This is a genomic window from Thermobaculum terrenum ATCC BAA-798, assembly GCF_000025005.1.
In the GTDB taxonomy this organism is placed as follows: domain Bacteria; phylum Chloroflexota; class Chloroflexia; order Thermobaculales; family Thermobaculaceae; genus Thermobaculum; species Thermobaculum terrenum.
In genome coordinates this window covers 1703455-1726658 of the sequence record NC_013525.1, presented here as the reverse complement: position 1 = coordinate 1726658, position 23204 = coordinate 1703455, and the positions used below count along the sequence as shown (strand labels likewise).

The window sequence follows — 23204 nt, the reverse complement described above, 5'->3', positions numbered from 1 at the left end:
GCCATGGCGGATCAAGTAACACAGAACCAATATGTAGTAACTCCACCGAAGGAACCGCTGGTTTCGCCAAAACATGACTTAACTAGTGTCACTGAGAGAATTAGTTCCATAGTATTTACACGCACTCCTAAGGGATGGATAGGTGGATTTGTCTTTTTCTTTGCAATAACGATGATTCTGCTAGTATCAGTAACTTGGCTCTTTATAAAGGGAGTGGGAATATGGGGAATTAACACTACAGTTGGTTGGGGATTTGCAATTATAAACTTTGTTTGGTGGATTGGTATAGGTCACGCGGGAACTCTGATTTCCGCTATCCTGTTGTTGCTGAATCAAGAGTGGCGTAATGCAATAAACCGATTAGCAGAGGCCATGACACTCTTTGCTGTGGTGCAAGCGGGAATGTTTCCTATACTGCACCTAGGCAGGCCGTGGTTATTCTACTGGCTGTTCCCTTATCCTAATACAATGGGGATGTGGCCTCAATTTCGTAGTGCTCTCATGTGGGATGTGTTTGCAGTTTCCACATATGGAACTGTATCCCTAATTTTCTGGTACACAGGACTTATTCCTGATCTAGCTACGATGAGGGATAGAGCCAAGCATAGGATATCTAAGGTTTTGTATGGAATATTCGCACTTGGTTGGAGGGGTTCTGCTCGGCATTGGAATAATTACCAGAAGGCATATCTATTGCTAGCTGGTCTATCCACCCCGCTAGTTGTCTCGGTCCACAGTGTAGTTAGCTTGGACTTTGCTCAATCCCTACTACCGGGGTGGCACACTACTATATTCCCTCCATACTTCGTGGCAGGAGCTATATTTGCCGGATTTGCTATGGTACTTACCATAGCCATTCCTCTACGGAGCTTCTACCACCTTGAAGACGTGATCACTATGCGTCATATAGATGCTATGGCCAAGTTTACTCTGCTTACTGGCCTGGTCGTTAACTATGGTTATCTAACAGAAGCATTTACAGCATGGTATTCAGGTGAGACCTATGAGCAATTCTTTATCTATAACAGGATAGTTGGACCATATTGGTGGGCCTTTGCTTCTCTAATGCTTTGTAATGTCTTGGCACCTCAGGCTTTGTGGTTCCGTAAGATAAGATACAATCTACCGGCGCTGTTCGTAGTTATGATGTTTGTTAATGTAGGAATGTGGCTAGAGAGGTTTGTCATAGTAGTCACAAGCCTACATCGTGACTTTCTACCGTCGTCTTGGGCTATGTATGCAGGCACAGTTTGGGATTGGCTAACCTTTATCGGAACAATTGGCTTCTTTATGACTCTAATGTTCCTGTTTATCCGAGTGCTTCCAGCTATACCTATGTCCGAAGTTAAGGAGTTAATCGCTGAGGAGAAAGAGACTACGGAGATGACAGCATGAGCACGATTATAACTGGACCCGTATATGGTGTTATGGCTGAATTCGAAGATGAGCACTCTTTATTGCATGCCGCTCGTGAAGCCTATAAAGAAGGCTACAGGAATATGGATGCCTACAGTCCGATTCCGGTGTTGGGATTACCTGAAGCTATAGGTGCTCCCAAAAGCAAGGTTCCATTAATAGTTCTTATATTTGGTTTGACAGGTGCAGTAACTGGGTGGTTGTTACAGTATTGGGTCACTGTTATAGCTTATCCACTGAATATAGCTGGAAAGCCGCTTGTAAGCTGGCCGATGTGGGTGCCTATTATATTTGAATTGATGATTCTATTTGGTGCTCTCTCAGCCTTTTTTGGAATGCTAGCCCTAAATAGGCTCCCCGAACCATATCATCCAGTTTTCAATGTGCCTGGGTTCGAAAGGGCTTCTCAAGATAGGTTTTTCCTATGCATTGAGGCTAAGGATCCTAAATTTGATAGGTTCTATACTCGAGAATTTCTGAAAAGTCTTGGTGCTGTAGAGGTTTCTGATGTTGCTCCATAAAATTTTGAGATATAAGGCAGGTTCTATACTTTTGTTGCTACTTTTATCTAGCAGCATGCTTGTGGCCTGTGCAGGCAACATGCGCGAACAACCTCATATAGTGCCCTACGAGGAGAGTGATTTCTTTCCTGATAAACTATCAGCTCGCCAGCCACCAGCGCATACTATAGCTAGGGGACAGCTGGATGATGATCCTATACTCTATGGGCCTATGGGAACACCAACTCCCAGTCAGGGCAGTGCTTCGGCGAGTCAGGATGTTTATCCTTTTGCGATAACCAAAGAGGTCCTTGAGAGAGGGCAGGAGAGGTTTAACATTTACTGTTCTCCTTGCCATGGGCGTGCTGGGGATGGTAATGGTATGATAGTGAAGAGGGGCTATAAGCACCCACCATCCTTCTATGAGCAGAGATTAATCAATGCTCCTGCCTCACATTTCTTTGATGTGATTACAAATGGATTCGGTTCCATGCCTGATTACAAAGCTCAAGTAGCTCCTCAGGATAGGTGGGCGATCATAGCTTATATTAGGGCTCTCCAGCTGAGCCATAACGCTACTATCCAAGATGTACCTGCAGATAAGAGGGGAGAGTTGGAGAAGTGAGTCATCATGAAGTCTTGCCCGTAATTGAGACTCCTATACCCGCACCAGATGGTGTTAGGAGAGCTCAGAGAATAGCTCTTATTGTAGGCATTGCGGGTATAGTGCTGTCACTAATTGGCCTTTTCCTCGATTTTGACCAGTTCTTTAGGTCCTATCTCTTTGCATACACCTACTGGACTCTTATAGCCCTAGGTTGTCTAGGGCTTCTAATGATCCAGTACATGACCCAAGGAGTTTGGGGTGCATCAATTCGAAGATTCTTGGAGGCTGGGGCAAGTACGATCCCAATTATGGGTATCCTCTTCATCCCTCTCCTGTTTATAGTCCTCAGCCATAACGGTATCGTATGGCCCTGGGTTGATCCACACGTAATGGAAGAGAACCATATGCTCCAAGCTAAGGAGCTATACTTGAATGTACCCTTCTTTATTATCCGAATTATTGCTTACTTCTTAATATGGTCACTACTAGCTATCTTCCTAAATAGATGGTCTTCCGAGCTAGACCGCAATCCTTCTATAGAGGTCTCTCGTAAGCTTGTTAGGATTAGTGCTCTAGGTCTTATATTATTTGCCCTAACTACATTCTTTGCGAGCATTGATTTAGTGATGTCACTTGACCCTGAATGGTTCTCTTCTATATTCGGAGCTATCTTCGGAATAAGTGGAGTCTTAGGGGCCTTTTCTCTAGTGATTATATTGGTTTCTATTCTTACCTCTAGGGGCCCCCTCTCTAGAGTCATGACTCCTGCTCATTTTCATGATTATGGGAAGCTGTTGCATGCCTTTGTCATCCTCTGGGCATACTTGTCTTTTGCTCAGTACTTGATTATTTGGTCTGCAAATTTGCCGTTTGAGGTTGTTTGGTATCAGCATCGCATGACTGGTGGATGGCAATGGGTTGCATTGATAGTTGCACTTTCGATGTTCTTTATCCCATTTCTATTGCTCCTGTCAGTACCTCTTAAGAGAAGCCCTAAATCTCTTTCTATGGTAGCTGCTTTCCTATTCATAGCCCAGTTCATACATGTAGTCTGGATTACTATCCCTTCAATAGCTCCTAATGAAGGTCATTTCCGAATCCATTGGCTAGATATAACTCTCCTGGTAGCAATAGGCGGAGTATGGTTTGCCATTTACTTTTGGAGACTAGCTTCTAAGTCCTTAATACCTTTGTATGTTGTTCCAGTAACACATCCAAGATGGCATCCGGAGTTGGAGCAGAATGTCGCACAATAACAACGAAGAATATCGGTTCAATAACTTCAACGTAGGCGATATACCTGAGCCTGAGCATGAAGACAGAGATGTCAACGTACGGGGCATTGTTATCGCAGGTGTAGCCATAGCCTTTGGTGCATTTATAGTATTCGTAGTATCTGCTTTCCTCCTCAACTGGCTCACTAGTCGAGGCCAGCAAGTTACGCAGGTGCCTTCGGTAAGCCCATTGCCGACCTTGCAGCCTGCTAATCCCCCACTGCAGGTTAACGAACCAGCTGACCTCAAGGCTCTGAGAGAGGAGGAAGACAAGAAGCTAAATACCTACCAATGGATAGATAGAAACAAAGGTATAGTCCAGATTCCTATTGACAGAGCTATGGAGATCATCGCTAACGAAAACCTGCGTCATGAACAAGGTAAGACTTATGATGATGTGGGGAAAGACGCTCCAGTTGATTGGCGTTCTGGGAGGCCTATTGAGGGAGGAAAATGAAACTCTGGGGCCGAATAATAGCCATTGCCATAATATTACTGCTATTTGGATCTCGAGGCATAGCGCTCGCCGATGATTCAAGTCAATGGTCTGGTGCTAGTCCTCCACCTTCACTCTTGGATAAAGTGGGCGTAGATCAGCGTTTAGGTAATTCGATACCCCTAGATCTTACCTTCAAGGATGAGGCGGGTAAGACAGTCAGGTTGGGTGATTTCTTCAACAAGGGCAAGCCTGTAGCACTGACTCTAAACTACTTTAGTTGTCCAATGCTGTGCCCATTGGTACTAGATAGCCTGGCGAACACAGTAAAAAACATGGATTTTACTGTGGGTAAGGAGTACGAAATAATCACTGTCGCGATAGATCCAAGAGAAGGACCTAAAGACGCTGCTAAAGCAAAGGCAAAATACCTGGCTAAGTATAATCGCCCAGGAGCAGCGCAGGGGTGGCACTTCCTTACAGGCTCTGAACAGAATATAAAACGCTTGGCAGATGCTGTAGGAGTACGATACGCATATGACTCTAAACTGAACCAGTATGCACATCCAGCGGTCCTAATTGTGCTAACTCCGGAGGGTAAAATCTCGAAGTACTTCATGGGATTACCCTCATCGCCTACTGATTTGAAGCTGGGGCTAATAGAAGCTTCCGGTGGAAAGATCGGATCGATCGTTGATCAGGCAGTTTTGTTCTGTTACCACTATAATCCAGTGACAGGTAAGTATGATTTTGTAGTCATGAACCTAATACGAGCCGGTTTTGTATTAACAACTTTGATCCTTGGCAGTTTTGTGTTTTACTGGTGGAGGAGGGACCACCAAAGAAATAAAGGCGAGAAGTCAATGAGAGGAGTGATCTGAGTATGCAAGGAGCCTCCAACTTTGCGGGGCAGGTTGACCTGCTTTTCTGGTTCATAACTATCTTGTCTGCACTAATCGCTATTGGTGTGTTTATTCTAATAGTGGTGTTTGCCACTAGATACCGTAGGCGCTACTCAGGTTATGTACCACCTGCTATTGAAGGCAATAATAGGTTAGAGATAGCCTGGATAGTGATACCGACGGTAATAGCTCTAGCTACGTTTGCATGGGCTGCAGTAGTATATGTACATATGCATAATCCTCCGAAGGATGCTTTAACTATCTATGTTGTAGGGCGTCAATGGATGTGGAAGGCCCAACAGCCGACCGGACAGTGGGAGAATAACGAGCTACATGTGCCAGTCGGCAAGCCAGTGAAATTGGTCATGACTTCTCAAGATGTAATACATGACTTCTTTGTGCCGGCATTTAGAGTTAAACAAGATGTAATTCCTGGCAGATACACGACTATGTGGTTCACTGCTGAGAAACCTGGGGTATATGATCTATTCTGTGCAGAGTACTGCGGAACCAACCATTCTGAAATGATTGGGAAGGTCTATGCTCTATCTCAGCAGGATTATGAGGCTTGGCTGTCTGGAGGTAGTACTACTGCTAGCTCTTCCGGAATGACTGGTAGTGGTGGATCTCAAGCTTCTTCGCAGTCAGCTGGTCAGCAGCTTTATCAGTCTCTGGGGTGTGCCAGCTGTCATGGTCAAAACGGCGAAGGCCAAATTGGTCCGAGACTTGCAGGTCTTTATGGCAGCAAAGTGCAGCTCTCTAATGGTCAAACTGTGGTAGCAGACGATGCTTATATTCGTGAGTCTATACTGAATCCACAAGCTAAGATAGTAAAAGGTTATCAGCCTATAATGCCCACTTTCCAAGGGCAGGTAACAGAACAGGATATACTACAATTGATTCAGTTTATAAAATCCCTGGGTAATAGTGGTTCCCAGGGCACGGCTCAAAATCAAGGTGGTAATATGCCGGCAGCATCTCCTGTACCGGCCGGGCAATCAGGGCAGTAGCGTAGTTGGGGAAAGCGAGGTGGAACAATGGCAACTGTGACTCGAACGATAGATTATGAGAAACCTGTATATGAGGAGGAGATAAACTACCTCAACACGGACTATTCTTTGAAGTCTTGGTTGTTCACGCTTGATCATAAGCGAATAGGTATACTTTATCTAATCTCAATATCTCTTATGTTCATCCTGGGCAGTGCTGCTGCCGGGCTTATCCGACTTGAGCTTCTGACCCCACAAGGGGATTTGCTTAACGCTGATGCCTATAACAGAGCCTTTACCATGCACGGCATAATCATGGTATTCCTGTTCCTGATACCATCGATTCCTGCCGTGCTAGGGAACTTTGTGCTCCCAATGATGTTAGGGGCTAGAGATGTGGCCTTTCCAAGGCTTAATTTACTTAGCTGGTATATCTATGTATTTGGTGCTCTATGGATCCTTGCTGGATTGATCCTTGGTGGGGCTGATGGTGGATGGACTTTCTATCCTCCTTATAGCACTACATATGCAAACAGCCATATAGTTCCCGTTGCGCTTGGCATCTTTATAGTGGGTTTCAGCTCAATCCTCACAGGACTAAACTTTATTGTAACTACCCATAGAATGAGAGCGCCAGGACTTACCTGGTTCAGGTTGCCCCTCTTTGTATGGTCGCTCTACGCTACGAGCCTGATTCAAGTACTTGCTACACCGGTTTTGGCTATAACTCTGCTTCTTGTGGCTGTTGAGAGAGTTTTGGGAGTAGGTATATTCAGCCCGCAGCTAGGTGGTGACCCGATTCTTTTCCAGCATATGTTCTGGTTCTATTCACATCCAGCTGTGTACATAATGATCCTTCCTGGAATGGGAGTTGTTAGTGAGCTTGTAGCCTGCTTTAGCCGTAAAAACGTATTTGGATATAAGTTTGTAGCCTTGGCTAGCGTGGCTATAGCTGTGTATGGTTTCCTTGTATGGGGACACCATATGTTCGTTGCTGGCCAATCGGTATATGCAGGAATGATATTCTCTGCATTAAGCTTCCTCGTTGCAATACCTTCGGCGATAAAGGTCTTCAACTGGACAGCAACGCTCTATAAGGGATCCATTTCCTTCCAGACTCCTATGTTATATGCTCTTGGCTTCATAGGGCTCTTCACTATTGGTGGTCTTACTGGCCTTTATCTTGCTGCTCTGGCTACTGATGTTCACCTGAGCGATACTTATTTCGTCGTAGCTCACTTTCATTACATAATGGTTGGTGGTATGATGCTCGCCTACCTAGGTGGGCTCCACTATTGGTGGCCGAAGATGACAGGAAGAATGTATCCTGAGCTGTTGGGTAAGCTTTCCGCCCTGATCGTGTTTATAGGTTTCAACTTGACCTTCTTCCCTCAATTTATAGCCGGATTTGAGGGAATGCCCAGAAGGTATCATGAATATGCTTCCCAGTACCAGATATTCAATGTATTATCTACTGCTGGAGCTAGTATTCTTGGGGTAGGTTTTATATTACCAGTTCTATACCTGCTTTGGTCCCTTAAGTGGGGTGAAAAGGCTCCGATAAATCCTTGGGGATCTGCTGGCCTGGAGTGGCAGACACCGACACCACCTCCAACCCAGAACTTCTTGGAAACTCCAGTGGTTACTACAGGTCCACATCACTACTCTCAAGTGAGGGAGGAAGTCGTTGGCTGATAGCACTGTAGCAGTAACATCAACCCAGGCGGTTGAGGTCCACCATGAGGACCCAGCCCTGAAACATCAGTTTGATACACCCGAGCAGCAGTACGGGGCGTCCATGTTCGGCATGTGGATTTTCCTCTCCACCGAGATCATGATGTTTGGGGGATTATTTCTGGGCTATATAGTCTATAGGGCCTTATATCCGCAGGCTTGGCATGAAGCCACGCTACATCAAAACTGGATTATTGGTGGAATAAACACCCTTGTACTGATTACCAGTAGTTTCACGGTTGCCTTGTCCATATATGGTGCTCAAACTAATAAGAAAAGACTTACTGTTTGGTGCTTGTTGCTTACTATTCTGTTTGCCTTCGTATTTTTAGTGAACAAGTACATAGAGTATTCAGCTCACTATCATGAAGGCTTACTCCCTGGAAAGTGGTTTAACACCTCTGAGTACGGTCGACAGACTGAGTTGTTCATGTTGTTTTACTTTGTAATGACCGGCCTACATGGTATACATGTACTGGTAGGAATCCTTATATTATCTTATATGGCTTACAAGGCATGGAAAAACACCTTTCACTCTGGGTACTATACTCCCCTCGAGGTAGCTGGCCTTTACTGGCACTTTGTTGATATAGTTTGGATATTCCTGTTCCCATTGCTATATCTTATGGGCGGTGTGTCGTTTGGAGGAGGCCACTAATGACGGTATCACATGATGCCTCTGGCGAGGCTGTATTGGAACACGAAGAAAATATTGTTGGTCATCTGCATCATGTTGTCTCCTGGCAGACGTACTTGGCTGTATATATAGCTCTAGTATTTTTTACGGTTGTTACCGTACTTGTAGCCACCGTTCACTTAGGCGAGTTTAATACGATGGTAGCGCTATCTATTGCGGTCGTGAAGATGCTTTTGGTTTTGCTATTCTTCATGCACGTTCGCTGGAGCGGTTCTGTCCTAAGAATGATCGTACTAGCTGGGTTTATATGGTTTATGATTATGGTAGTGTTGACCATGTCCGATTATGCCAGTAGACATTGGGATCAGGGAGGATCTGCTGCGCCCAACGTACCAGGAGTTGCCCCGGTTGTACAGCAAGTAAATAGTGAGCAATCGAATCATTAGGTAGTGTAGAACCAGAGATTTAGGAGAAATAGGGTGAAGACTAACATAGTCTTCACCCTATTTCATTTATGTATGCTTGTATAATTAGGTAGTTTCTGCAGAGAGTACAATCAGTGCTAGGGCCTTACCAACAACATAGGTTTGTCTATCCTATACTGTACATTTGATCCAACACTCGCTGACCAAATAGCTGAGAATCCAGGGTGTCCATGGCTAGCCATAACCACCAAGCCTATATCTGGCCGCATAGCTTCTTGGGACACTACCTCTACTGGATCTCCTCTTAGTACTTTAAAATTGGCGTCTATTTTTTCTGGTAGGCCGGCCCTAACGTCCTCAAGGTATTGAGTAGCTTCATCTTTTTCTAGCTCCAGTACTGCTGAAGTAGCCAGAGGTAGTATCCTTGCAGTAGCAGCTTGATCTCCTCTAACTGTTCCGATAGTTGGTACTACTAATAACAATAGTAATCTAGCTTCCAACATTTCAGCCATATTAGAAGCTATCGGAATAGCTTTTTCAGATTGTTTCGTACCATCTAATGGTAGAAGTATGCAATTGACCTTTGGTAAATCCCTCTTGACACCATCTGCCTTCAGGAGCAAGACTGGTGCGTAAGTAGCACGCAGTACTTGCTGGCCAATGCTGCCAAGAATCAAACCTCTTATTCCCTGTCTGCCATGTGAGGTCAAGATAATTAGGTCAGCACCCATCTCGTTTACATGATCAGCTATACTGGCAGCTACGTTACCTGCTGGCACTGCGTGAACATGGATATCTACCTCAATATAAGGAGGGAATCTCTTCCTCAATTCCTCTAGATAATGCTCTGCTGACTTAAGATCCTTAATATGAGGTTCACCGTGTATTGTGCTAGGCGGGCTTTTCTCCAATATATGCGTTAATAGCACCTTCGAACCGGCTTTTTCCGCTATTAGTAGCGACCAGGGTATTGCCGATTCTGCCATCTTGGAACCGTCTAATGGTACAAGCAGCCTCTTGAACAATGGATACAAGCTCCTGGAAAAATTATCTTATGATTTGGCTGAGTGTTTCGTAAAGTAGGAAGACATTTAGACTTATTATAAGTGCAGCCACAATGCTAGCTAATACAGTAGTAAATTTGTTGTTCACAAGATGATTCCCAATTATACTTCGCTTGCTAGTGAATATTAGCAATGGTACTAAGGCAAAAGGTATTCCAAAGGATAATACTACCTGACTTATAACCAAAGTTCTTGTAGGATCTAAGCCTAAGGCTATTACAACGAGCGCAGGTAACATAGTTATCAGTCTTCGAAGCCATATTGGTATCTTTCTGCTGATAAATCCCTGCATTATTACTTGGCCAGCCATTGTTCCCACAGCAGATGATGACAAGCCAGAGGCGAGTAGAGAGATAGCAAATATTGTGCTAGCAGCTCCACCCAACAATGGAGTAAGGGTTTCATAGGCTTGCTCTATGCTTGCTACATCACTTCTGCCTGTATGGAAGAATGTTCCCGCTGCCATTACCAGCATCGAGGCATTTACGAAGCCGGCTATACCCATAGCTACTACAACATCTATAATCTCGAATCTGTAAATTCTTTTGGCTTGTTGTACATTACGCGGGATTATTCGGTTCTGTGTAAGAGAAGAATGCAGATAGATAACGTGTGGCATTACAGTAGCTCCCAGTATGCCGCTTGCAAGTAGGACGCTTTCGGTGTCAGAAAACCTAGGTCTCAGCAAGGATTGTCCTATCAGTCCCACATCAGGCTTTACAAGAAAGAGCTCAATTACATAGCATGCAGCTATTACAGCTAAGAAAGCAGTGATTACAGCTTCTAATGGGCGAAATCCGTAGCGCTGCAAACCTAGTATAAGAAAGGTAACTATTCCCGTTAGTATTCCAGCCCAGAACAGATCTATTCCAAACAGTAGATAAAATCCCAACGCCGCTCCTAAGAACTCTGCTAAATCTGTAGCCATAGCAACTACCTCAGCCTGGATCCACATAAACCACACAACAGGCTTAGGTGCATGATCTCTTATAGTCTCAGGCAGGTTTTTGCCAGTGGCTATTCCAAGCTTGGCAGAAAGCGATTGTATTAGCATAGCCATGATGTTGCTGAGTGCTATGACCCATATGAGTAAGTATCCATACTGGGCCCCTGCCTGGATGTTAGTAGCAAAGTTACCAGGATCGACGTATGCAACTGATGCTATAAATGCTGGACCCAGGAAAGGCAACAATTTCGCTAAGGATAATCTGCGGCGTTTGCCTTCTAATACCTCTACGGAGACGCTTACTGTACCCTGTCCCTTTCTTGCAACTTCGTATGGACTGCTGTGCTCATCACTCATTGTTTCTCTCCGTGCAGGTAGAATCATACGATGGAGAAACAAATATATCTTTTGAAAGAGAGGGACTGAGGTAGTGCTCTTTATCCCCTATCCTTACAATCAAGCCTCCTTCGAAAGGTATCTTCTTTAGTACTTTTGCTTCCTGACCAGGTGTTAGTCCTATATCCCTTAGATAGGTTAGCTTCTCACGGGAGTTAGTCTTTACTTGCCTAATGATTACCGATGCTGGACAAACCAGCTCATTCATAGGAATCTGGTTGCTTATATGCCTTTCCTGATTTTGTGTGAGACTGCCCTCTGTGCTAGGTATTATTTCTCCGTGTGGATCTGTCTCTGGTTTGCCTAGAATAGCAAACATCCTCTCTTCCATCTGCTCTGAGATGTAGTGTTCTAGCTTTTCCGCCTCTTCATGCACTTCTTCCCATCCGTAACCGAGCATCTTGTGAAGGTAAAGCTCTATAAGCCTATGATGCCTAATGATCTCGAGTGCTACCCTTTGCCCTTGGGTAGTAAGTTTGGCTCCCTTATAAGGCTCATGACTAACAAGTCCCATCCGATCCAGCTTGACTAACATCTTGCTCGCTGATGCTGGTGATACTTCCAGATAATCAGCTATTTCTTGCGTGCTAGCTACCTCTTCGCTAGAGCCTTCTTCATGGGTAATCATATAAATAGCCTTTAAGTAGTCCTCTATAGCCTCTCCCAACCTTGACATTTTTATTACCTCTCCATATTTTAGCCTGAGTTAAATTATATTTTGGTTTCCTCTAATAAGCAAGTATTGCAGGTGAGAGACAATCAAGGGACAGCTAATAAATTTTTCTTGGTCGTATTAGAGAAAACAAAACCCCCAAGTGATCTAATCACTTGGGGGTTAGACTTGAGCCTGGGTGGACTATAAGCTATTGATTACCTGCGGCGCAGAGCCAGGGTACCCAGAGCTCCTAGTCCTACCAGCATGGACAAACCAAGAGCCATTCCAGCCACTGGCAGGTTGCTATTGTTGGCCATTCCACCAGCACCAGTTGATGGCATACCAGTCTTGAAGTTATAAACGTGGAGCATAACAGTGTCGTCATTATCCTTGGTGGTGTCTAGAACTATTGTACCGTTGCTGGCACTTACTAGAGTATTGGCATCCTGATTGGCTCCGAGAGCCTGCGGTGTGAACAACAACGCACCAAACATATGGCCCGCAGGAGGCTGGCTCTCGGTAATAGTTACCTTACCTTTAGCAACACCACTAATTACGTAATGGGAGATATCTACACAAGTATCGGCAGAGACCTTGCCGTCTCCATTTACATCTGTCTTCAGATCGGTTTCGCACAGCTTAGCTGGCATGAACTTGGCATCATCCAGAGTATAGGTATGGCCGGCGCTGTCCATTACTGTGAAGTTGAAGTCTACATGTCCTCCATTGACTGCCCCAGCTGGACCGTTGTCTCCGGGCCTGGTAACGACAGGACATGTAAGGACTTGATTCAAGAATGATCCAAGGGCATTGAAATCATCAATGTTTTTGATGTTTTCCGGACAGGCATGCTTCATTATCGCAATATTCCCAGTGGGGGCCTGGCCGCCACCAGCGAACGCGGATACTGAAAAGCCTATTGCAAGAGCAAATGCTGCTACTAGAGCTAAGAGTCTTCTTACCATTTGGGTTACCCCTCCTTCCAGCTTTATAAAGTAATTCGTGTTCCTGCCACCCTAGGCTCTGTCTTCCTCTAACAGATATACGCATGCGCTATTTGGATGGATTAAGCTAGAAGGAGATTTTTATATTTGGTGTGTAATTTATTTTGTGCCTAGAAAAATGCGGGATGCTTTTATGTTGCGCGATGGTAGAATCGAAGAGATTGTAAATAGTATTACTGCTGTAAGCACGATGGCTCCACCGGGTGCAAGGTCCAGAATATAAGAAAAAGCTAGACCAAGAATTGTGGATGCCAGACCAAAACAAATAGAGTATATAGAAGCTTGCTTAAAGCTTCTAGCTATTTGTAACGCGGAAGCAACAGGTATGACTAGCATACCGGCTACCAACAGCACACCCACCACCCGTAGAGCTGAGACAACTGTTATGGCTCCTAGAAGGACGATAAGGTGATTCAGTAGGTTTACTGGCAGTCCCGATACTTTTGCTATATCTTCGTCGTATGTAAGTGTGAAAAGCTCTTTGTAAAGCATAATAACTAGAACTATTACACAAGCACCTGTAATACCAATGATCAAAAGATCTGTATTTGTTATGGTTAGAATGCTGCCGAAGAGGTAAGTGAACAGGCTTAAGTTCATACGTCTAGCTAAGCTGGTCAGTACTACACCCAAGGCTATTCCTGAATAGAACACTATAGCTAGCGCCAAGTCGCCATGCTCTCTTCGCCAAGACCTTAGTTTCTCAACCCCAAGAGCACCTGCAATGGCAAATATGGCTGCGCCCAATAGCGGGTTTATGCCTGCTAACCAGGCGGCGGCAACACCCGCGAACGCAGCATGTCCTAACCCATCTCCTATTAGTGATAACCTGCGCAACACTAAGTAAAGACCGACTATGGGACAGCTTATGCCCACGATAATCGAAGCTATAAGCGCTCTCTGCATGTAGTCCTGACTTAGTGCGAATATGATGTCCTGCATGGCTTTTCTCTAACCGTGATGATGATCGGAGGCTGCTATTGCCTCCAGAATCTGCTGTTGGGTTGCTAAATGTACATCCATTTCTTCCGGAGTACCTTCAAAGATAATTCTTTTGTTGAATATGATAACCCTACTTATATATCCTCTTATCGTATCTAGGTCATGTGAGATGTTGATGATTGATAGTCCTCGCTCGGATCTCATCCGGTTTAGTAGTTCCATGATGCTACGTCGGGTCTCTGGGTCTACGCTAGCGGTAGGTTCATCAAGCAGGAGGAGATCAGGATCACAGGCTAATGCACGTGCCAGCATCACTCTTTGGTATTGCCCCCCGGATAGTTCACCAACGACATGCCTGCTTAGGTGATCTATTCTCAATTCTTCTAATATTGACTGCACCTTGCTCTTATCGGCTTTGTCTAATCGCCTGAAGAACCCCTTCCTGCCCACTCTTCCAGATAGGACTACCTCTTCAACCGTTGCAGGAAAACCAGGCCTTACAGAAGACACCTGAGGCATATAACCTATTCTTGGCCACTGATTGAATCTCTCTATGTCTTGCCCAAAGATCTCAATCTGCCCACTATCAGGCTTGATCAAACCAGCTATAAGCTTTAGAAGTGTTGATTTACCAGAACCATTAGGCCCTAGAATGGCTAGGAAGTCGCCCTTACTCACAGAGAAGCTGACGTCCTCTACTACAGGTGAGGACGTGTAGCTGAAGGTAACATGCTCTAACCTTAGGATTATCTCTGTGTTTGGTAAGTTTACTTGCATTCTAAACCTTCCCTCAGGACCTGTAGGTTTTCCTTCATTAGCTCAATATAGTCTTTACCTGCTTTCTCCTGCTCAGGGGTAAGGCTCTCTATGGGATTGAGAACCATAGTTTTTGCCCCTACCTCATTTGCAATAGTCTCTGCCACTCTTGGGTCTACCAGCGTCTCGAAATATATCACTTTAGCTTGATGCTTTCTTGCCAGTTCTACTACTTCTTGCATCCTCTTTGGAGAAGGTTCCGACTCTGGAGATAAACCTGTTATAGGCACTTGGATTAGATTGTATCTTCTAGCCAAATATCCAAAAGCAGCGTGACTCGTAATAAAATACCTTGTCCTGCAATTACTAAGCCCTCTCTCAAACTCAGAATTTAGCTGGTCAAGCTGCTTAGCATAATTAGAAGCGTTTTCCTCATAGTAAGCTTTATTTCTTTGATCTATTTGGCTTAGTGTGTCCCTTATTTCATAAGTTATCTGCTTCATCAGAACTGGATCAAGCCAAACATGGGGGTCGAATGCCAGCTCTTCTGAAGCATGCTCTTCGCTATGGTCATGTTCTGTGCCTTCAGATTGAGAAGCAGGTATGGTTTGCAGTCCTTTGGTTACATCCAGCTTTACAACTTCAGAATCAATATTCTGTAACGCTTCCTCAAGAGCCGGTTGAAAACCCCCGCCTATATACACAATGAGCTTAGCGGACATTAGGGTATTTATATCTCCTGGTGTTAGTTCCATGTCATGGGGTTCGGATCCAGCAGGGACCAAATTCGTAACTTCTACTCTGTTCCCTCCTACCTGATGAACTAACTCATATAGAGGATAAACAGACGTGACTACTTTGACCCCTGTGTGTTCAACAGGGCTATTACCCTGAGAACCACAGGATACCATTAGAGCAAAGATTATCGGTAATAGTAGAGCTATAAACTTTCTCATTGTTCCTCATCTTTTCTGGGTTTGAGAAGCTGTGCGGCAGGATTCGCACAACCCGGAGATCTCTATTGAGTGATATCTGAGCTCAAAACCAAGTTTTTCAACAGCCTTCTCTAGAGCTTCTTCAAGATTATCGCTATTTACCTCGCCTATCTTCCCACATTCGGTACATACGATATGGTGGTGGTGGGGAGGACTGCATACTATATAGCCATCTTTGCCTTCAGATAGCTTGACTTTGTCCAACGCCCCTAGCGACAAAAGTGTATCGAGAGTTCTAAATACCGTTGCTCTCCCTATTTCGGGATATACGCGGCTTACCTCCTCTAGAATCTCGGAAGTAGTAAAAGTCGCTCTCTTACCTATCAGAGATACAATCTTCATTCTAGAAGAAGTATTCTTATAACCGGCATCTACGAGTAGTCTTCTAAGGAATAACTCTCTATTTCTCATTGCGAGACAAATGATACCAGTATCATTTGTTGCGTGTCAAGCTTCGGAACTCAGAGAAACTATAATTGCGTGTACCTTGTTGTCCAAGTTTATTGATGACTAATTTGCGCTTCTAGGAGGATATTCTTCATATGAATCAAGCCTCGGATAGGATTGAAAATAGTTCTTCTAAGAGATGGGGATTAGTAGATGTTATAGTAGTTTTTTTCCTAGGGCTATTCTTAGGCGTGTTCGCTGCAGTCCTAGGGCTACTAGTCTTTGAACTGATTTTGGGGCATGAACCCTCGGGTACTTTTAATTTTGTGCTACTTACTTCCCTGCTATACTTGGGTTTTGCTGTCAGTGTGTGGCTTTGGATAATCAAGTTCAGAGGTGTAACTCCAAGAGCTTTAGGATTTAATCCCGTCCCTATAGGGGCGATATACACGATGTTTCCTGTTTTCTTGCTTATGCTTGTTGTTAATGTGCTTGTGACTTTAGTAATGACCTTGCTGTTGGGTCCATACGAGAATCCTCAGACGCAAGAAATAGAGCGATTAATAATTTCTAAGCAGGACCTGATAGGAGTTCTGTTTACGATAGCGATTGTGGCACCGGTTGTAGAGGAAACCTTATTCAGGGGAGTGCTTTATCGTTATCTGCGTTCTAGGCTTGGAGTTCCCATATCAATAATACTTACGTCATCTGTCTTCGCAGTCGTTCACTTTATACCGGTTATATTCCCTTTGTTGTTCGTGGCCGGATGTTTTCTTGCATGGGTATCGGAGAGATACGATAGCCTGTATCCCTCGATGTTTTTACACTTCCTGAACAATGCCACCATGGTGCTACTTCTTTACTCTGCTATGAAGCTATGACAGTGATCTTAGGAACAAGGGGTGTGCCCCAGAGACGGCCCTAATATTCTGGGACACACCTTACGTGAGAGGAAGGATTGCCTGCGCTTATTTATGAGCAAAACTTGTGCCACTCAGGGCTTGAAATAGGCATTATGTTATTGGTTATTCTAATACTTGGAATGTAACTTGCTTTGATTATGATGATCTTGAATCTAGCCTTACCTTACAGTTGAAGGAGGAGAACATATGCCACCGAAGGATATTAGCAATATAAATTTCGTTGGTAATAATTGCCCTAACTGCGAAAGATACAAGGCAAGGATTGCTCAGTTGGAAGCTGTAGTATCTGCCCTGGAGAATTACTTGATTACTGTTGACACCCGTAATCAGATCAAGTATAGGCATTTGAATTCGAGTGGTTCAGCAAGTGTAGACCTTGTTTCGCCTGGAGAAGGTAGGGTAGGTATTACCTGCGCGAATGGTATCGACTCTGCTCTGCAATAAGCATGGTAATGCGCCAAGCATATGACATAATAGTCATATGCTTTTTTGTTGCTTGTGTTGTTTGAATGCTTAAATGGGGGTAATTGATATGGAAGAGGAGCTAAGGGATGCTCTAAGACACCTGACTCCGAGAGAAGCAGTCAAAATCAAGCTTGATCCTCTGGGATGCATAAAGATGGCTCAGGCAGCGGCTCGAGGGGAGCCTACTGAGCTATCCCCTCAGGCGGTAAGGTATCTGAATCTGCTAGTAGCCTACATTGAACAGCATGGTCCAGACTCGGTTCGTGACCTGGCTTCTAGGTGGCGTTTGGAGATGCGCCGTAATTGTTAACATCCACGTCGGGTGGGCTGCTTGTTGCTGCCACAACTAGCAAAAGCACAAATAGCCCACCTAGTCCTATGAGGATCATAGCTGCTCTTAGTGACACGCTATCAGCTATCAACCCTACTATCGGTGGGCATAGTATAAAGCAGGCATAAACAGCCGACATAGAAATGCCAGCTATCGCTCCGCTATCTATCTTAGGAGCAACCTTATGACCCAATCCTAAAGCCGTGGGTATTACTCCTGCAGACCCTAACCCGGTGAGCGCAAAGCCGGCTATTGCTGTCGGGATGCTGTGTACTAATAGAAGGGCATTAGCCAAGAGCAGGATAATACCCGATGTGACCAGAGAAACTCTCTCTCCGAATCTCATCACAAAGGGTGCATTAAGTAACCTTCCCAACAACATAGCCCCATTGAAAGCTGCTAGTGCCGTACCTCCAACGCTAGCACTAGCTCCTAGGTCTCTGAGATAGATAACGGTCCAGAGGTTGGCTACGCTTTCCCCCATTACTCCTAGGCTACATATGAGAGCTATGAAGATTAGCCTTTTATGTGTTGATAGTAGCTTGACAGTTTGTGATAGTCCTGTGCCCTCGGCTTCTATACTGCTTGGGGGGTACTTAATGGTGATGGTTGCTAATATGGCAAGAATACCAAGTATACCTATTAGCAACAGCACAGTCTTATAGTTCCAACCTAGTCCTATGGCCCATCCTGTCCCAAATGATCCTAACATCGCTCCGCCAGCAAATCCAGCGTGCATGACATTAAGAGCATGCTTACTTGTAGCCTTTTCCCAATCAATTGACGCAGCATTTATGGAGAGGTCCATCAAACCATCCCCAATTCCTAGGGTCATCATCACCAGCGCTAATTCAGGAAGGTTTCCTACTATTGACAAAAGTAGAGAGCCCGCTGATAGGCAGACTAGTCCTGAGATACCGATAAGTTTTTTCGTGACTCTAAGGGTTATACTTCCACCAGCCAACAGGACGAGCATGCCCAGAAACGCAGGTACAGCTTGTAGCCCTCCGAACACACCCTTGCTTATAGCAAGCTCATCAATTATCAAAGCCCATAGGACGCCCAAACCACCTAGGTTGACGCCAAAATAGACAAAGTGAAGCAAAAGTATAACGAATGTCTTAGTAGGACTCCAAGATTTGTCTTGAGCGATCTGATGATACGTTACTTGTCTCAATATAGGCACCCCAACTGCGATATCAACCTTTATCTGTCAATCATCAAGTAAATTTGCTGGCAAATCAACTGGTAGTGGGGAAGGTCTCTGGGGATGCGAAGATATATGTACGTGGCGTTCTTTGGATGATGCTTGGTAAATAGAATGCATGACCTCCAGGACGTGATACCCCATGTCGGCTGTTGCTCTGTGTGGACGCCCACTTCGTATAGCGTGAGCCATATCTGCTACACCAATACCCCTCTCATTCTCCGTCCTGGGATAGGCTAGTGGTATCTCTTGCCATTCGGGTTTGTTCCTGAGCTTAAGTAGTGGGGTGCCTCCAAAACCATTAGGATCCGGGACTACTAGCGTGCCATAGGTGCCATAGATCTCTATATTCGGTAACCTTGAGCCCCAAACATCAAACGTAGTGATCATGGTTGCTATAGGGCCACCTTCCAGGTCCAAAACACTTGCTACATATGTAGGAGTTTCCACACTAATTCTCTCACCGTAACGAGCTTTGCTAGTGATGATCCTCTCTTGAGATGTAATTCTTGCCGAGCCTGTAACTCTGGTTACTGGTCCTATTAGATTGATTAGGGCGGTTATGTAGTAGGGCCCCATGTCGAACAGTGGACCTGCTCCCTCTTTATAGAAGAATGCTGGGTCAGGGTGCCAACTCTCTGGGCCGCTAGCCATCATGAATGCTGACGCGCCAACTATGTCCCCTAGTATTCCATCCTCTATAAGCTTGCGACATGTTTGCTGAGCACCGCCGAGGAATGTATCCGGTGCGCAGCCGACCCTTAGTCCTTTCTGTCTTGCTAGCTCTAGGATCTTCTTACCCTCGTTGAGTGTCGTAGCTAGAGGCTTCTCACTGTATACATGCTTTCCGGCTCTCAGACAAGCCATAGTGATACCCGCGTGTGCTGCAGGTATAGTCAGGTTTATTACCATTTCGATTTCGGGATCTTCCAAGAGTTTGTCTACTGTGTAGACCTTAGGTATCCCGAACTCTTTTGCTCTAGCCTCAGCTCTCTCGAAGATCATGTCCGCGCAGGCGACGACTTCGTACATCTCATATTTGCGAGCGTTCTCCATGTAGACAGAACTTATGGTGCCGCAACCTATAACTCCAACCTTAACTGGATCTGACAACTTGGGAGGCCTCCATCTTAAGAAGTTTCTAAGCAATAGCTATCTTACCTTGATAAAAGATAAGTACGCTAGTGTGTTAGTGCTGGTAATTGAAGCTAGTCTTGAGTTCCACCGCCTTCCCTGACCGTGCGGAATCATACACACCTTGTATGATCTCTATAACATGTCGAGCATGTTCCGCACTTATTTCAGGGGCTTTGTCTTTGATCACACAGTCAGCGAGGTGCAGTATATCTCCTACTATATAATGATTGGTTCCCTTAGCCTCAGCTCCTGATATCTCTGGGGCTCCTACATGAGCTAATACTTCCTCGAAACCTAACCTGTTTCTGCCACTTCCCTTCACCCACAGCTCATAAGAACCTGTAGCACAGCCTCCATAAATGATTGCTCCATCATCTCCATATATTTCCATAGATGGAACTTTTGAGCATCCTCTTATGAAATGAGAGCTTATTACGAAAAAGCAACTGTTATCAAACTCTAGAATAAAGTGCGTGTTATCATCCATTTCTACCTTGATCTCTTTTGACTGCCAAAAGCGGATAGGTATGGATACACCTGACATAGCTACTACTCTTCGCGCTGGGCCAAGTATCCAAGTGATGGCGTGCAGGTCATATACGGCTGCATCTCGAAGAGGACCTCCGCCTGGTTTGTAATACCAGGAAGGGTCAGCGTGTTCGAGCTCTGACCCTGGTTGTCGGCGTATGTCATCTTCGTGCCTCGCACCTCTTTGTGCTCTTCCCCAGCATATCTTTCCAATTTTACCTTCACGTATATGGTCTCTTATTTCTTGCATTGCTCGGGATCTTAAGTGGTTGCCTGGAGCAGCTGCCACTTTAACTCCAGCCTTACGTGCGGCATCTATGATGGTATTAGCCTCCTCAACTGCAAGAGTCATCGTTTTCTGAATATAGATATGCTTGCCAGATCTTATAGCTGATAGTGCATTGGGCAAATGGCTTGGCACAGGGGTAGCTATGACTACTATATCGACGTCTTTATCCTGGCACAGATCTTCAGCTGAATCATAATGCTTTGGAATATTGAATTTGTCCGCGATCTCCTCAGCTCTATTAGGAAGGTTATCAGCGACTGCAACGAGTCTAATCCTCTGTTCGACCTCGGTATCTAGCAAATTAGGGATTATATCGAAGACGGTTACCACCCCACAACCTACAATTCCCACCCCAAGAATATCGCTCATTATTACTCCTCCTGGTGTTTCCTATCTATAGTGCTTACTAGCAATTGAAGTTAGAGATCATTCTCTCTAGATTCCTTATAATTCGGTCCTCTGTATCGTCCGATCGTGCATCCGGTATCAGCCCTCGAGCGTCCAGATCCCTTACATAGTCTGGCATCCAGTCTGCGAGTGTAATCCTCGGATTGAATTCAGGAATATCTCTACGTATCTTGTCGAGACTATAGATACGATTCCACCTAGACTCAGAAGCAAGTAACCAAGTACCTTCTGGCCATACCTTGATAAGCAGCTCCGCCGGAGCATCTACGAGGTTTGCTTTCTGCCCTAGTGACCATGCAATCTCTTCATGATAATCGCGCCAAGTCTTCATGTCCCATCGAGTTATGATGTAGCTCTCGCCTATACACCTTTCTCTCCCCACTGCTGCAGCTATTCCCAAGCCGACATCATCGGAATGACAGTGAGCCCATATAAGGTTCCCCTCATGAGTGACGAGTATTGGGAGTCCTTTTCTTACCCTGTCTATCCATATGTTCCCACCTCCAAGTTGGCGGACTATCCCATCCTGGTAACCCCAAGTCTGTGCCGGCATGAATATGGTTACGGGGAAACCATATTCTTTGTATGCGTTCATGAATACATTATCAGCAGCTACTTTGTTGCGAGAGTATTCTATAACTGGGTTTCTGCGTGTGTTTTCATTTATCGGATATTCAGCTGGCTCCCCTCCAAACACTGCTACTGTGGATACATGTATGAAATGCTTTACATCTCTGAATGCCCTAAGGTCGCTTTCTGCTTCTTCTGGGGTGTAACATATCATGTCTATAGCTGCGTCGAATTTATTTTCTTGCATTGTCTTCTCAAATGTATTTAGATCGTGTCTGTCTCCATGAATGACTTTTACTTCCTTTGGTAGAGGTCGCTTCGTTACACCCCGATTGAACACAGTTACGTCATGTCCAAACTCCAACAAGTACTTAATAACACCTGTACTGATATTTCCTGTGCCTCCAACCACTAGTACGCGCATGATCATACTCCCGTCAGGATGATAGGTGTGTGGCATACCACATGCCAATAGTAATAGTATATTCTTAGAAGTTGGACAAGTAAATAGTTAAGTGCTAGGCAATATGCACACTGAACTAATCTTAGTACCCTAGTAAAATAACTTGACTATTTATATTAGATTTTGCTAATTATTTTCTACGGGTGAAGGGTTCTCAAATCCAAGGCGCGTACATCTCTGGAAAGGAGGTGATGCGTATGCTGAGGATTTGGGATCCGATACTTGATGTAGAGGCTATAAGGGAATCCATTTATAGAACTTATAATGATAGGTCTGTACTTGGTGGCCAAGCTGCCTATCCATTGGATCTGTTAGAGGAGAATGATAACTATATTGTTAGAGCTTCTCTACCTGGATTTTGTCCCGAAGACATTAGCATTAAAGCCGATAATCAGGGAATATTGGTTACAGCCCATACCGGGCAAAATAGAGTGCAACAGCGATACTTACTTCGCGAGCGACCTGAAAAGAGCTCTTTTATAAAGAGGATTAGACTGCCAATAAACATTGATGTAGATAATATAAAAGTTAATTTACATAATGGAGAGCTCACTATAGTCTTGCCTAAGATTCGCAGAGAAAGAAGTCAGACAATAAAAATAACGCCTAGTTCCAAATAGGAGCTTAATACCACTTGTCGGTAACTTCATAGTTGGTACCTTCTCCCCATCTGTCTACTCTTGGTAAAGCCAGATAGACAGATGGGATTTTGTATAGAAAAGGGTCTGCTGCTGACATCAACCTTTGCTGTCAAATTGCTGTCAAATTAGAGGTGGTTTAGTAGGCAAGAGAAAGGGCTGGATTCGAACCTGAGGTGG

General features: G+C 44.7%; 25 protein-coding genes. 13 read left to right on the top strand and 12 right to left on the bottom strand.

Translation table 11 applies throughout. The features are described 5' to 3' along the window. Nucleotides 1–3: 3 nt before the first annotated feature. Genes nrfD through TTER_RS08065 form a run of 10 tightly spaced genes read left to right on the top strand, consistent with a single transcriptional unit; the run spans nt 4 to nt 8941 of the window. Nucleotides 4–1395 carry an NrfD/PsrC family molybdoenzyme membrane anchor subunit gene (gene nrfD, locus TTER_RS08110; RefSeq protein ID WP_012875534.1) on the top strand — a complete coding sequence of 464 codons (1392 nt, stop codon included), beginning with the start codon at nt 4–6 and terminating at the stop codon, nt 1393–1395. Next, entirely contained in the window at nt 1392–1937 is a 546-nt protein-coding gene (locus TTER_RS08105; protein WP_012875533.1) for a DUF3341 domain-containing protein, read from the top strand. Before nrfD ends, TTER_RS08105 begins: the two co-directional genes overlap by 4 nt. Beyond that, the gene (locus TTER_RS08100; RefSeq protein ID WP_012875532.1) at nt 1924–2541 is read left to right on the top strand and encodes a c-type cytochrome; all 618 of its coding nucleotides are present in this window, start codon (nt 1924–1926) and stop codon (nt 2539–2541) included. The genes TTER_RS08105 and TTER_RS08100 overlap by 14 nt, the downstream gene beginning before the upstream one ends. Next, a complete protein-coding gene (locus tag TTER_RS08095; protein WP_012875531.1) occupies nt 2538–3779 on the top strand; it encodes a hypothetical protein in 1242 nt (413 codons plus the stop codon). Before TTER_RS08100 ends, TTER_RS08095 begins: the two co-directional genes overlap by 4 nt. Continuing rightward, on the top strand, nt 3766–4254 hold the full coding sequence (locus TTER_RS08090) for a hypothetical protein (RefSeq protein WP_012875530.1): 489 nt from the start codon (nt 3766–3768) through the stop codon (nt 4252–4254). Before TTER_RS08095 ends, TTER_RS08090 begins: the two co-directional genes overlap by 14 nt. Next, on the top strand, nt 4251–5114 hold the full coding sequence (locus TTER_RS08085) for an SCO family protein (protein ID WP_012875529.1): 864 nt from the start codon (nt 4251–4253) through the stop codon (nt 5112–5114). Before TTER_RS08090 ends, TTER_RS08085 begins: the two co-directional genes overlap by 4 nt. A 2-nt stretch (nt 5115–5116) precedes the next feature. Continuing rightward, nucleotides 5117–6145 (top strand): cytochrome c oxidase subunit II, encoded by a 1029-nt coding sequence (gene coxB, locus TTER_RS08080; RefSeq protein WP_012875528.1) that lies wholly within the window; start codon nt 5117–5119, stop codon nt 6143–6145. Between the two features lie 27 nt (nt 6146–6172). Beyond that, entirely contained in the window at nt 6173–7819 is a 1647-nt protein-coding gene (ctaD, locus tag TTER_RS08075) for a cytochrome c oxidase subunit I (protein WP_012875527.1), read from the top strand. Further along, entirely contained in the window at nt 7812–8516 is a 705-nt protein-coding gene (locus TTER_RS08070; protein WP_012875526.1) for a cytochrome c oxidase subunit 3 family protein, read from the top strand. The genes ctaD and TTER_RS08070 overlap by 8 nt, the downstream gene beginning before the upstream one ends. Next, entirely contained in the window at nt 8516–8941 is a 426-nt protein-coding gene (locus TTER_RS08065; RefSeq protein ID WP_012875525.1) for a cytochrome C oxidase subunit IV family protein, read from the top strand. Before TTER_RS08070 ends, TTER_RS08065 begins: the two co-directional genes overlap by 1 nt. A 116-nt stretch (nt 8942–9057) precedes the next feature. On the opposite strand, the gene TTER_RS08060 is transcribed toward TTER_RS08065, so the two are convergent. The 8 genes from TTER_RS08060 to TTER_RS08025 form a co-directional block, all read right to left on the bottom strand. After that, nucleotides 9058–9945, bottom strand: coding sequence for a universal stress protein (locus TTER_RS08060; RefSeq protein WP_012875524.1), 888 nt, complete (start codon nt 9943–9945; stop codon nt 9058–9060). Nucleotides 9946–9967: 22 nt separating this feature from the next. Next, nucleotides 9968–11287: an Nramp family divalent metal transporter gene (locus TTER_RS08055; RefSeq protein WP_012875523.1), complete on the bottom strand. Its 1320-nt coding sequence runs from the start codon at nt 11285–11287 to the stop codon at nt 9968–9970. After that, nucleotides 11280–12002 (bottom strand): metal-dependent transcriptional regulator, encoded by a 723-nt coding sequence (locus tag TTER_RS08050; RefSeq protein ID WP_012875522.1) that lies wholly within the window; start codon nt 12000–12002, stop codon nt 11280–11282. The genes TTER_RS08055 and TTER_RS08050 overlap by 8 nt, the downstream gene beginning before the upstream one ends. 194 nt (nt 12003–12196) lie before the next feature. Further along, nucleotides 12197–12946: a hypothetical protein gene (locus TTER_RS08045; RefSeq protein WP_012875521.1), complete on the bottom strand. Its 750-nt coding sequence runs from the start codon at nt 12944–12946 to the stop codon at nt 12197–12199. 138 nt (nt 12947–13084) lie between these two features. Beyond that, the gene (locus TTER_RS08040) at nt 13085–13927 is read right to left on the bottom strand and encodes a metal ABC transporter permease (protein WP_012875520.1); all 843 of its coding nucleotides are present in this window, start codon (nt 13925–13927) and stop codon (nt 13085–13087) included. A 9-nt stretch (nt 13928–13936) separates the two neighbouring features. Further along, the gene (locus tag TTER_RS08035) at nt 13937–14704 is read right to left on the bottom strand and encodes a metal ABC transporter ATP-binding protein (protein WP_012875519.1); all 768 of its coding nucleotides are present in this window, start codon (nt 14702–14704) and stop codon (nt 13937–13939) included. Next, entirely contained in the window at nt 14695–15639 is a 945-nt protein-coding gene (locus tag TTER_RS08030) for a metal ABC transporter substrate-binding protein (RefSeq protein WP_012875518.1), read from the bottom strand. Before TTER_RS08030 ends, TTER_RS08035 begins: the two co-directional genes overlap by 10 nt. Nucleotides 15640–15645: 6 nt before the next feature. Then, nucleotides 15646–16089 carry a Fur family transcriptional regulator gene (locus tag TTER_RS08025; protein ID WP_012875517.1) on the bottom strand — a complete coding sequence of 148 codons (444 nt, stop codon included), beginning with the start codon at nt 16087–16089 and terminating at the stop codon, nt 15646–15648. Nucleotides 16090–16220: 131 nt separating this feature from the next. On the opposite strand from TTER_RS08025, the gene TTER_RS08020 reads away from it, so the two are divergent. Then, nucleotides 16221–16946 (top strand): CPBP family intramembrane glutamic endopeptidase, encoded by a 726-nt coding sequence (locus TTER_RS08020; RefSeq protein WP_012875516.1) that lies wholly within the window; start codon nt 16221–16223, stop codon nt 16944–16946. Between the two features lie 574 nt (nt 16947–17520). Then, complete coding sequence (locus TTER_RS08010; RefSeq protein ID WP_012875514.1) at nt 17521–17763, top strand: hypothetical protein; 243 nt, start codon at nt 17521–17523, stop codon at nt 17761–17763. On the opposite strand, the gene TTER_RS08005 is transcribed toward TTER_RS08010, so the two are convergent. The 4 genes from TTER_RS08005 to TTER_RS07990 all read right to left on the bottom strand — a co-directional run bounded on the left by TTER_RS08005 (nt 17729) and on the right by TTER_RS07990 (nt 22347). After that, on the bottom strand, nt 17729–18961 hold the full coding sequence (locus TTER_RS08005) for an MFS transporter (RefSeq protein WP_012875513.1): 1233 nt from the start codon (nt 18959–18961) through the stop codon (nt 17729–17731). The two genes, TTER_RS08010 and TTER_RS08005, sit on opposite strands and share 35 nt — an antisense overlap. A gap of 36 nt (nt 18962–18997) precedes the next feature. Further along, nucleotides 18998–20104, bottom strand: coding sequence for a Gfo/Idh/MocA family protein (locus TTER_RS08000; protein WP_012875512.1), 1107 nt, complete (start codon nt 20102–20104; stop codon nt 18998–19000). Nucleotides 20105–20180: 76 nt separating this feature from the next. Next, entirely contained in the window at nt 20181–21314 is a 1134-nt protein-coding gene (locus TTER_RS07995) for a Gfo/Idh/MocA family protein (protein ID WP_012875511.1), read from the bottom strand. A 37-nt stretch (nt 21315–21351) separates the two neighbouring features. Further along, complete coding sequence (locus tag TTER_RS07990; RefSeq protein ID WP_012875510.1) at nt 21352–22347, bottom strand: NAD-dependent epimerase/dehydratase family protein; 996 nt, start codon at nt 22345–22347, stop codon at nt 21352–21354. A 236-nt stretch (nt 22348–22583) separates the two neighbouring features. Between TTER_RS07990 and TTER_RS14785 the strand changes: the two genes are divergently transcribed. Next, nucleotides 22584–23006: an Hsp20/alpha crystallin family protein gene (locus tag TTER_RS14785; protein ID WP_012875509.1), complete on the top strand. Its 423-nt coding sequence runs from the start codon at nt 22584–22586 to the stop codon at nt 23004–23006. Nucleotides 23007–23204 lie beyond the last annotated feature (198 nt).